Consider the following 9,880-nt stretch of genomic DNA (forward strand, 5'->3'; position numbering starts at 1 on the left):
CGCAAGTTCGCCGCCGGTATCGCTAGCCATCTCGTACGCCTGTTCAAAGCCGTACCGGAGGCACTGCGCCGTACCGTCACCTTCGACAACGGCACCGAGTTCGCCGCCCACCTTTCCTTGCAGCGCCTCTTGATGAAGACCTTCTTCTGCGACCCGCACGCGCCGTGGCAAAAGGGCGGCATCGAGAACGCCATCGGCCGCTTGCGCCGCTTCATCCCCCGAAAGACCGACCTTGAAAAGCTCCCAACCAAGCGCTTCCGTCAGTCCATTGCCGCCTACAACAACACCCCGCGCAAATGCCTTGACTTCAGAACCCCGGCAGAGGCCTTCTCCTCTCAACTGTTGCACTTCGAGTGTGAATCCACCTCCTGGCTTTCGCCAGGACGACTCGCGGAGAGACTTACCGTAACACCCCGTCCAGCAGCGGCAGTCCCGCGATCACCGCGAGCGCGATCAGCGCGTAGCAGATGGCGCGAAACACTTTCTCGCTGGCACGGCCGAACAGCGACGCACCGAAGGCGACGCCGATCGCATAGACCGGCCCGACGATGAGCGATAGCACAAGCGATTCGCGTGAGATCAGGCCTGTGGTCGCGTAACTGATCATCGAGAAGAAATCCGACGCGCCGAAGAACAGCAAGATGTTGGCGCGCGCGACGATCGATGCGACCGGGCGGCCGAGCCAGTAGCCGACGATCGGCGGGCCGCCGGTCTGGGCGAGGCCGCTACAGAAGCCGGAGAGGCTGCCGATGCCGACCGAGAGCCACGCGTGGTCCTTGCCGCGATAGCGCCAGCCCGACAGCAGCAAGAGCAACAGCGCGGCGACGAAGCAGGAGATGATCCACCGCGTCGTAACGGGTTCGAGCACGCTGAGGAAATAGGTGCCGACGGGCACGCCGACCAGCGCGCCCAGCACGATCACGGCGGTGGCCTTGCGGTCGGCCTTGCGCCAGGCGTCAGGCAGCAGCGGCGCGGCCGCGACGAAATCGATCACGAGGAGCAGCGCGGCAACCAGACGCGGCGCCGCGATGCTGCTCGCCAACGGCATGAAGATCAGCGCCGAGCCGAAGCCGGAGAAGCCGCGCGCGGTGCCCGAAACGAAAGCGACGGCGCAGAGCGCCATCGCAATGGTGAGGCTGACGTCCTTTGGAAGAAAGTCAGTGAGATTCATGCTCTATGATTCTCGAGCATGATCATGCTCTCAAAGTGCCGCCGGTCTTCTTCGTCACCTCCGCCACGATTTTCGCGGCGACGGCCTCGATCTCCTGGTCGGTCAGGGTCTTTTCGCGCGGCTGAATCGTCACCGCGATCGCGATCGACTTCTTGCCGTCGTCGATGCCCTTACCTTCGTAGACGTCGAACACGTTCACAGCGGTGATCAGCTTCTTGTCGACGCTCTGAGCCGCGCGCACGATGTCGCCGCCCTTCACGGTGCGGTCGACGATAAAGGCGAAGTCACGCGACACAGGCTGGAATGCCGACAGCTCGATCACGGGCTTGGCACGGGTCGGCTTTTTCTTCGCCTCGGGGATGCGGTCGAGGATCACCTCGAACACCATCAGCGGGCCGCCGGCACCGAGCGCCTCGAGCGCGCGCGGATTCATCTCGCCGAAATAGCCGAGCACGTTTTGCGGCCCGATCTGGATCGTACCGGAGCGCCCGGGATGCAGCCAGGACGGGCCGCCCGCGACGATCTGAAGGGCCTGCATTGGTGCGCCGGCGGCGGCGAGTACCGCGAGCGCATCGGCCTTGGCATCGAACACGTCAGCCTGCGCCGAACCCGACCAGTGTCGTCCCAGACCTTGCGACGACGCAAAGCCGCGGCGGAGGCCGCTTGCCGCCATGAACTGATCCTGCGGGCGATCGCCCTTGAACACCTGCCCTACCTCGAATAGCGCGACATCGCTCAAGCCGCGATCGGCATTGGCCTGCGCCGCCGCGATCAGGCCGGCCAACAGGGTCGGGCGCATGTCGGACAAATCCGACGCGATCGGGTTGGCGACCTCGAGTTCGCGCTGGCCGCCGCCGAACAGCTCTGCGGCTGACTTGGTGATGAAGGACCAGGTCACCGCTTCGATGATGCCGCGGCTCGCCAGCGCGCGCCTGGCGCGGCGGGTGCGGAGCTGGAGCGGGGTCAGCACGGATTTGCGTGCGTCCTCGCCGCGCTCGAACGGCGTCATCGGCACCTTGTCGACGCCGTAGATGCGGACGACTTCCTCGACGATGTCGGCCTTGCCGTGCACGTCGGTCCGCCATGACGGCACCGCGACCTTCACGACGGGCCCCGGGCCCGCCATCATGAAGCCGAGATGAGTCAGGATGCGCTTCATCTCCGGCATCGGCACCTCGATGCCCGAGAGGCGCTTGACCTCGGTCACCGGAAAATCGATCACGCGGTCGTCGCCGAAGCTCTTGCCGACCACGACGTTCTCGGACGGCGTGCCGCCGCACATCTCCAGCACGAGTTTTGTCGCGAGCTCCAGCCCCGGCACCATGAAAGCCGGATCGACACCGCGCTCGAAGCGGTAGCGCGCGTCCGAATTGATGCCGAGCTTGCGGCCGGTCTGGGCGATGTTGATCTCGTTCCACAGCGCCGATTCGATCAGCACGTCGGTGGTAGTCTCGTCGCAGCCCGAGGCCTCGCCGCCCATGATGCCGGCAAGCGATTCGACGCCGTGCTCGTCCGCGATGACGCAAATCGCGGGATCGAGATTGTAGCTGCGGCCGTCAAGCGCGAGCAGCGTCTCGCCGTCGCGGGCGCGGCGCACCACGAGATTGCCCTTCACTTTCTTCGCGTCGAACACGTGCAATGGCCGTGCGCGGTCGTAGGTCATGAAGTTGGTGATGTCGACCAGCGCGTTGATCGGGCGCAGCCCGATCGCGGTCAGTCGCTTCTGCAGCCATTCCGGCGACGGCCCGTTCTTCACGCCACGCACGAGCCGCAGCGCGAAGCCTGGGCACAGCGCCGCGTCCTCGACCGTGACCTTCACCGGGCAGGGGAATTCGCCCTTGATCGGCTTGATTGTGGGGTCCTTGAACTTGCCCATGTCGGCGGCGGCAAGGTCGCGCGCGATGCCGTGCACGCCGGTGCAGTCCTGCCGGTTCGGCGTCAGGTTGATCTCGACTACGGGATCGCCGAGGCCGGCCCATGCGGCGTAGGCAGCGCCGATCGGCGCATCCGCGGGCAATTCCATGATGCCGTCATGGTCGTTGGAAATCTGCAACTCAGCCGCCGAGCACAGCATGCCGCGGCTCTCGACGCCGCGGATGGTGCCGACACCGAGCGTGATGTCCTTGCCGGGAATGTAGGTGCCGGGCGGGGAGAACACGCTGACGAGACCCGCACGCGCATTCGGCGCGCCGCACACCACCTGCACGGGTGCGCCGCCATCACCGGTGTCGACCATGCAGACGCGCAGCCGATCCGCATTCGGATGCTGCTCGGCGGATATCACCTTCGCGATGGTGAAAGGCTTCAGCGCCTTCGCCTTGTCCTCGATGTTCTCGACCTCGAGCCCGATCATGGTGAGCTTCTCGGCGAGCTTGTCCAAGGGCTCGTCGGTGTCGAGATGTTCCTTCAGCCAGGAGAGAGTGAATTTCACGAGCTCAGCCCTCCCGCGAGGGTCGGTACTTCGAGCGGCTTGAAGCCGTAATGGGACAGCCAGCGGACGTCGCTGTCGAACAGCTGGCGCAAATCGGCGATGCCGTATTTCAGCATGGCGATGCGGTCGATGCCCATGCCCCAGGCAAAGCCCTGGTACTCGTCGGGATCGATGCCGCAGGCGCGCAGCACGTTCGGATGCACCATGCCGCAGCCGAGAATCTCGAGCCAGTCCTCGCCCTCGCCGAAGCGGATCTCGCCCTTGTCGCGGCGGCACTGGATGTCGACTTCCAGCGACGGCTCCGTGAACGGGAAGAACGAGGGCCGAAAGCGCATGTTGATGTGGTCCACCTCGAAGAACGCCTTGCAGAACTCGTGCAGGATCCATTTGAGATGGCCGAGATGGGAGTGCTTGTCGATGACGAGGCCTTCGACCTGGTGGAATTGCGGCGTGTGGGTCGCGTCCGAATCGATGCGATAGGTGCGGCCCGGGCAGATCACGCGGATCGGCGGCTTCTGGCTCAGCATGGTGCGCACCTGCACCGGCGAGGTGTGGGTGCGCAACAGCATGCGGGAGCCGTCCTCCTTCGGGTGGAAGAAGAAGGTGTCGTGCATCTCGCGCGCGGGATGGCCTTCCGGAAAATTCAGCTTGGTGAAGTTGTAGTCGTCGGTTTCGATATCGGGGCCTTCGGCAACCGAGAATCCCATGTCGGCGAAGATCGTGGTCAGCTCGTCCCAGACCTGGCTCAGCGGATGGATGCGGCCGGCCTCGGCGGGCGCATCGCGCAGCGGCAGGGTGACGTCGATGGTTTCCGACGCAAGCCGCGCGTCGAGCGCCGCCGATTTCAAGACGTCGCGCCGCGCCGCGAGCGCCTCAGTGACCTTGTCCTTGGCCTGGTTGATCGCGGCGCCTTGCGTCTTGCGCTCGTCCGGGGACATTTTTCCGAGCGTGGCAAGAAGCGCCGAGATCGAACCCTTCTTGCCGAGGGCTGCGACGCGCACCGCTTCGAGGGCGGCCTCATCGCCGGCTGCGGCGATGTGGTCGAGGATGGATGTTTCGAGCATTGCGAGGTCGGACACGGTCAAATCCCTGCTGCCAAATTCGGCTGGGTTGTCGCCGCCCGAAGGCTGTAACGTCAAGCGAAAAGCCGGTCATTTCGGGCTGACGAGCGGCTGGGTTGAACCTCGCGCGGGGGCCTGGCACCAAGGGGGATACGAGGAGGCTTTCGCGATGCTCTCAAGATCCGGTCTGGCTGCTGTCGCCGCCGTTCTCTTGGTCGCCGGCAACCCGGCGCGCGCCATGGTGTGCATGGAGAAATCCATGACGCTGGACGAGGTCGTCGACACCATCGCTGCTCAGAAGGGCTGCGAAAGCGCGATCAAGGTGTTTCAGGATTGCCAATTGACCGCGAGCGGCGATGTCCAGCTCGGCGCCGCCGTCGAGAAGAAATGCGAGGCGGACTTCATGCCCGGCCTCAACATGGCGCGGAAACAGGCTTACCAACGCGAGATGCGCGTGTGTGACCGGAAGTACCGGAATAAATCCGGCACCATGTATCTGTCGTTCACGGCATTCTGCCGGGCGGAGGTCGCCCGGCGCTACTCGCAACGCGCGCTGAAGGCCGGCGGAGCCGGCCGCTAGCTCAGGCCGCCAGAGCGGCCTTGGCCTTCTCGGCGATCGCCTGGAACGACGCGGGCTCGTTGATCGCGAGATCCGACAGCACCTTGCGGTCCACGGTGATCGCGGACTTGGCCATGCCATCGATAAAGCGGCTGTAGGTCAGGCCGAACGGACGCACGGCGGCGTTGATGCGCTGGATCCAGAGCGCGCGGAACGTCCGCTTCTTGCGCTTGCGATCACGGAAGGCATAGACGAGAGCCTTCTCGACCGCCGGCTTGGCGGTGCGGATCGTGTTCTTGCGGCGGCCGCGGAAACCCTTGGCGGCCTTGTAGACTTTCTTGTGCTTGGCGTGGGCGGTCACACCGCGTTTGACGCGAGCCATGACAAAAATCCTTCGAAAGATGACTTGATGTTCGGATCGCCGCGAAAGCTGCGGCGCGGGTGGCAATGATCGTGGACGCGATCAGGCGTTCGGCAAGAAGTACTTCTTGACGTTGTCGCCGTCGGTCTTGAACAGCACGGCGGTGCCGCGCAGCTGCCGGATCTGCTTCTTCGTCCGCTTGATCATGCCGTGACGCTTGCTGCGATGAGCGAACATCACTTTGCCGGTGGCAGTCACCTTGAAGCGCTTTTTAGCGCCCGATTTGGTCTTCAGCTTGGGCATTTGGCTCTCCTAATGGCCATAGAAATCCGCCCGCAAAGGCGGCTGGCCGTCAAAATGCTCGTTAGAGCGTTGATTGTGCTCAGGTTTTACGAACAAGCGCGAAACCCGCACGGACACCGCCACGGCAGCCCTTAATCAGCCGGGCAATGAAGGCTGGGCTTATGACAGAGGACGGGCGAATTGGCAACGATGAACCGGTGGAACCTAGCCGGCGACTATCCGGAATTGCTAACCTCATGTCCGAGCCGTGTGACCCGGAGCAGGACCAGAATGCCCCCTTTTTCCCAAACGCTGTCGTCCTTGACTGATGTCGCTCGTCCGCGCTGCCTGGCGCTGTTGGCCGTGCTCGCCATGGCCGCGTTTCCGTCGAGTGCCAATGCGCGCATCCGCGGCTATGACGGCGTCTGGAACGTCACCTTCGCCACCACCCGCGGCAATTGCAGCTCGGGCTACAGCGTCCCCTTCACCGTCACCGGCAGCCGAGTGTCGTCCGCCGGCGGCGGTCGGGTCTCCGGCAGGGTCAATCGCAGCGGTACCGTCGCGGTCCAGGTCTCGGTCGGGGCCTCCCATGCCAGCGGCGGCGGCCGCCTCGCTGGCGTGAACGGCGCCGGTTCGTGGAGGGGTATCATCTCCGGCGATCAGTGCAGCGGCACCTGGCATGCGACGAGGACGTAATTATCGCCTCCAGAGGACGGTGCGCTCTCTCTTGCGCAAGCGGGAGAGGCAAAAAAACAAAACGGCCCGCCGGAGATCCGGACGGGCCGTTGAATTCTTCAGCCTAAAGAACCAGCGTCAGCGCGGCGCCAGCACCATGACGACCTGACGGCCCTCGAACCGCGCGTCCTGCTCCACCTTGGCGAGCTCGGCGACGTCGGTCTTGATCTTGTCGAGCAGCTTGGTGCCGATCTCCTGGTGCGCCATTTCGCGGCCACGATAGCGCAGGGTGATCTTGACCTTGTCGCCTTCTTCGAAGAACCGCTGCATGGCGCGCATCTTCACTTCGTAATCGTGGTCGTCGATCATCGGGCGGAGCTTGATCTCCTTGATCTCGACGATCTTCTGCCGCTTGCGGGCTTCGGCGGCTTTTTTCTGCGCGGAATACTTATACTTCCCGTAGTCCATGATCTTGCAGACGGGAGGGCTGACGTTCGGCGAGATCTCGACCAAATCCATGCCGGCTTCCTGGGCCAAGCGGATAGCCGCGACGGTCTCGATGGTGCCCTTGTTGTCACCGGTCTGATCGATCAGCTGGATCTGCGCATTGCGAATATCGTCATTGATGCGCGGCCCGTCTTTGGCGGCAGTGGGCGGGGCTTTATTTGGACGGCGAATGGGTGGTTCTCCAAAGTTATGAAAAGAGGCGGCTATTTTGCAGGAAGATACGGTTGCCGGCAAGCAATCGCTCGTGCGGCGGTCGAAAAAGCCTCAAATGCGAGGCATTTTGGCCACGGCGGGGCACGCAGAGGGACATAGACACCTTGCTTCTGTTCCGCAAGCGTCCCAAAGGGCCAATGCCGACGTCCGGCTGCGCTGCGGAGCACGTCCGGACAGCTCAAACCGCACAGCCAGAGTAAACGTTCCATGAATCACCCAATTCCCGATGCCGTGCTCGACTTCATCGATGTGGGCGAAGGCCCGTCCACACGCCGGATCGCGGTGCGCCGCCGCGCGGCCCAAGAATCAAGTCAAGGACCTGGGCTGGTCTGGCTCGGCGGTTTCAAGTCGGACATGCAGGGCAGCAAGGCCGTGGCGCTGGACGAATGGGCCCGGGATCACGGCCGCGCCGTGGTCCGGTTCGATTATTCCGGCCACGGCGAATCCGGTGGCGATTTCGTCGACGGAACCATCGGGCGCTGGCTCGAGGAAAGCGTCGCGGTATTCGAGCGGTTCTGCGACGGCCCGCAAATCCTGATCGGCTCGTCCATGGGCGGCTGGATGGCGCTGCTGCTCGCGCGCGAGATCAAAAAGCGGCAAAAGAAACTGCAAGCCAAAGCCTCGCTGGCGGGCCTGGTGCTGATCGCGCCGGCGCCCGATTTCACCGAGGAGCTGATGTGGAAGAATTTTCCGGCCGCGGTGAAGAAAGAAATCGAGACCAAAGGCGTCTGGCTGAGACCGTCGAACTATGGCGACGGCTTGCCCTATCCGATCACGCGGAATCTAATCGAGGAGGGACGCAACCACCTCCTGCTCGGCAGCGCCATCGATCTCGGCTGTCCCGTCCGCATCCTGCAAGGTGCGCAGGATCCTGACGTGCCCTGGCAGCACGCGTTCGCCCTGACCCATCGCCTGCCGGCCGACGACGTCGTGCTGACCATGATCCAGGACGGCGATCACCGCCTCTCGCGCCCGCAGGACATCGCCCGCATTCTTGCCGCCGTGGCCGAGATCGGGTGAAATCGTCACCTAGCACTCGGTGTCATCGCCCGACTTGATCGGGCGATGCAGTATTCCAGAGGCGCTCGTGCTCAAGCCGAGAAGCCGCGGCGTACTGGATGCCCCGGTCGGGGCATGACTGAGAATGGGAGGGGAGAATCGCCGATGACCACCACCGCCATGCTGCGCGCCTTCTGCGACGCCGTCGAACAACGCAACGGAAAAGCCTTTGCGGATCTCTTCACCGAGGACGGCGTCTATCACGACGTGTTCTATGGCGCCTTCGCCGGCCGCGAGAAGATCGCCGCGATGATCGACGACTGGTTCTATCGCACGGCGACCGACTTTCGCTGGGACATGCACGACCCGGTGTCGAACGGCACCACGCTCTATGCGCGCTACACGTTCAGCTATCGCTCGATCTTGCCGGAGGCTGATGGCGCGCGGGCGATGTTCGAGGGCGTGGCGATCATGACGCTCCGGGACGGAAGGATCGTCAGCTATCACGAGGTCGCCAACACCGCGCCGGCGTTTGTCGATTTGAAGTTTGCGCCGGAACGGATTGCGAAGATCGTCGCCAGACAGGGCGCGGAGCTCAAGGCGCGGCCGGAGATGAAGCGACATTTGGGTTAGCCGTCGTTCTTGCGCACCTACCGCTTCGACGGATTTACCATCGGCTTGCGCTGCGCCAGCGCCGCGACAGTGGCGGTGCCGATCGGGCCCTGCTCGTCATAGAGCCAGCATTCGCCGATCGCCACACCGTCGGTGGCCTGGTGGTTCACCACCTCGAAGCCGATCCAGTTCGTCACCGGCAGGCGGTGCAGATAGATCGTGACGTCGCTGTTGATGTAGCCGAGCCCCTTGTCGCCGGCGTTCGCGAACGGACTGGCGAAGTCCGCGCCGATGGCGACATGGACGAACGGCGTCATCGGCACGCCCGCGACCAGCTCGCGCACCTCGCTCATCCAGAGCTTTCGTGGCCCGAGCGAGCCCATGTGACCGACGATCGGTCGCGTGGTCCATTTGCCGTTCATGCCGAGCCTGGGATCGGTCGGCTTGGGAATGTCGGCCGGCTTCGGCACGTCCCAGTTCGGCGGCGACCAGACATTGCCGTCGGGATTCTGCGTTCGCCGTAACAGCTGGCACGAGGCGCGCGCCATGCCGATGCCGCCGGAAAAGAACTCTGCTTCCACGACGCGGATGCGCATCCCGTCGCGCACCAGCCGTGTCGTCACCTCGATCGGCTTGTCGATGGTGGGCAGCCGAAACATATCGACGGTCAGCCGCGCCGGCACGAATTCAGGACCGGAATGGCGCTCCTCGATGGCGAAGCCGAGCAGGCCGACGATGACGCGTCCGTGCAGCGATGTCGGATCCCACGGCCCATTGGCGACTTCCGTCGGGTGGAATGTGTCGCCGTCGCGGGTGAAGAAAGGCATGTTTGTCATGACGCGCGAGCTTGGAGGAACGTGCGGGGAAATCAAGATGCTCAATCCTCGTGGTGAGGAGGCGCGAAGCGCTCTTACCACAACAACGGTGTCATCGTCCGGCTTGACCGGGCGATCCAGTACTCCGCGGCGCTCGTGATTGAATCGATAGGCCGCGGCGTACTGGATGGCCC

General features: G+C 64.0%; 11 protein-coding genes and 1 pseudogene. 5 read left to right on the forward strand and 7 right to left on the reverse strand.

What is annotated here, in order from left to right:
• Window positions 1-63 precede the first annotated feature (63 nt).
• Window positions 64-237 (forward strand): annotated as a pseudogene (locus IVB13_RS11195) (IS30 family transposase); the annotation flags it as partial.
• A 163-nt stretch (window positions 238-400) separates the two neighbouring features.
• On the opposite strand, the gene IVB13_RS11200 reads toward IVB13_RS11195, so the two are convergent.
• Genes IVB13_RS11200 through pheS form a run of 3 tightly spaced genes read right to left on the reverse strand, consistent with a single transcriptional unit; the run spans window position 401 to window position 4,681 of the window.
• Window positions 401-1,171: a sulfite exporter TauE/SafE family protein gene (locus IVB13_RS11200; RefSeq protein WP_018455726.1), complete on the reverse strand. Its 771-nt coding sequence runs from the start codon at window positions 1,169-1,171 to the stop codon at window positions 401-403.
• 22 nt (window positions 1,172-1,193) lie between these two features.
• Window positions 1,194-3,602, reverse strand: coding sequence for a phenylalanine--tRNA ligase subunit beta (gene pheT / locus IVB13_RS11205; RefSeq protein ID WP_018455727.1), 2,409 nt, complete (start codon window positions 3,600-3,602; stop codon window positions 1,194-1,196).
• Entirely contained in the window at window positions 3,599-4,681 is a 1,083-nt protein-coding gene (gene pheS / locus IVB13_RS11210) for a phenylalanine--tRNA ligase subunit alpha (protein ID WP_026233010.1), read from the reverse strand. Before pheS ends, pheT begins: the two co-directional genes overlap by 4 nt.
• A gap of 151 nt (window positions 4,682-4,832) precedes the next feature.
• On the opposite strand from pheS, the gene IVB13_RS11215 reads away from it, so the two are divergent.
• Window positions 4,833-5,243 carry a hypothetical protein gene (locus IVB13_RS11215; protein ID WP_026233011.1) on the forward strand — a complete coding sequence of 137 codons (411 nt, stop codon included), beginning with the start codon at window positions 4,833-4,835 and terminating at the stop codon, window positions 5,241-5,243.
• Between the two features lies 1 nt (window position 5,244).
• Here IVB13_RS11215 and rplT read toward each other — a convergent pair whose 3' ends face one another.
• Together rplT and rpmI are read right to left on the reverse strand one after the other, a co-directional pair.
• Window positions 5,245-5,604: a 50S ribosomal protein L20 gene (gene rplT, locus IVB13_RS11220; RefSeq protein ID WP_247488935.1), complete on the reverse strand. Its 360-nt coding sequence runs from the start codon at window positions 5,602-5,604 to the stop codon at window positions 5,245-5,247.
• Between the two features lie 81 nt (window positions 5,605-5,685).
• Window positions 5,686-5,886 (reverse strand): 50S ribosomal protein L35, encoded by a 201-nt coding sequence (gene rpmI / locus IVB13_RS11225; RefSeq protein WP_007598540.1) that lies wholly within the window; start codon window positions 5,884-5,886, stop codon window positions 5,686-5,688.
• A 270-nt stretch (window positions 5,887-6,156) separates the two neighbouring features.
• Between rpmI and IVB13_RS11230 the strand changes: the two genes are divergently transcribed.
• Complete coding sequence (locus tag IVB13_RS11230) at window positions 6,157-6,561, forward strand: hypothetical protein (RefSeq protein WP_026233012.1); 405 nt, start codon at window positions 6,157-6,159, stop codon at window positions 6,559-6,561.
• 117 nt (window positions 6,562-6,678) lie between these two features.
• Here the strand turns inward: IVB13_RS11230 and infC are convergent, their stop codons facing one another.
• Complete coding sequence (gene infC / locus IVB13_RS11235) at window positions 6,679-7,218, reverse strand: translation initiation factor IF-3 (protein WP_085349942.1); 540 nt, start codon at window positions 7,216-7,218, stop codon at window positions 6,679-6,681.
• 249 nt (window positions 7,219-7,467) lie between these two features.
• On the opposite strand from infC, the gene IVB13_RS11240 reads away from it, so the two are divergent.
• Window positions 7,468-8,280 (forward strand): alpha/beta hydrolase, encoded by an 813-nt coding sequence (locus tag IVB13_RS11240; RefSeq protein ID WP_018455731.1) that lies wholly within the window; start codon window positions 7,468-7,470, stop codon window positions 8,278-8,280.
• A gap of 144 nt (window positions 8,281-8,424) precedes the next feature.
• Entirely contained in the window at window positions 8,425-8,892 is a 468-nt protein-coding gene (locus IVB13_RS11245) for a nuclear transport factor 2 family protein (RefSeq protein ID WP_018455732.1), read from the forward strand.
• Window positions 8,893-8,909: 17 nt separating this feature from the next.
• Here the strand turns inward: IVB13_RS11245 and IVB13_RS11250 are convergent, their stop codons facing one another.
• On the reverse strand, window positions 8,910-9,707 hold the full coding sequence (locus IVB13_RS11250) for an acyl-CoA thioesterase domain-containing protein (protein WP_018455733.1): 798 nt from the start codon (window positions 9,705-9,707) through the stop codon (window positions 8,910-8,912).
• Between the last annotated feature and the right edge of the window lie 173 nt (window positions 9,708-9,880).

The organism is Bradyrhizobium sp. 17, from assembly GCF_023073515.1.
Taxonomy (GTDB): domain Bacteria; phylum Pseudomonadota; class Alphaproteobacteria; order Rhizobiales; family Xanthobacteraceae; genus Bradyrhizobium; species Bradyrhizobium canariense_D.

Bases quoted from the DNA above. Each gene is read 5' to 3' on its own strand.
- IVB13_RS11200 (WP_018455726.1), bottom strand. From the start codon at position 1,171: ATGAATCTCACTGACTTTCTTCCAAAGGACGTCAGCCTCACCATTGCG.
- IVB13_RS11215 (WP_026233011.1), top strand. From the start codon at position 4,833: ATGCTCTCAAGATCCGGTCTGGCTGCTGTCGCCGCCGTTCTCTTGGTC.
- rplT (WP_247488935.1), bottom strand. From the start codon at position 5,604: ATGGCTCGCGTCAAACGCGGTGTGACCGCCCACGCCAAGCACAAGAAA.
- rpmI (WP_007598540.1), bottom strand. From the start codon at position 5,886: ATGCCCAAGCTGAAGACCAAATCGGGCGCTAAAAAGCGCTTCAAGGTG.
- IVB13_RS11230 (WP_026233012.1), top strand. From the start codon at position 6,157: ATGCCCCCTTTTTCCCAAACGCTGTCGTCCTTGACTGATGTCGCTCGT.
- IVB13_RS11240 (WP_018455731.1), top strand. From the start codon at position 7,468: ATGAATCACCCAATTCCCGATGCCGTGCTCGACTTCATCGATGTGGGC.
- IVB13_RS11245 (WP_018455732.1), top strand. From the start codon at position 8,425: ATGACCACCACCGCCATGCTGCGCGCCTTCTGCGACGCCGTCGAACAA.
- IVB13_RS11250 (WP_018455733.1), bottom strand. From the start codon at position 9,707: ATGACAAACATGCCTTTCTTCACCCGCGACGGCGACACATTCCACCCG.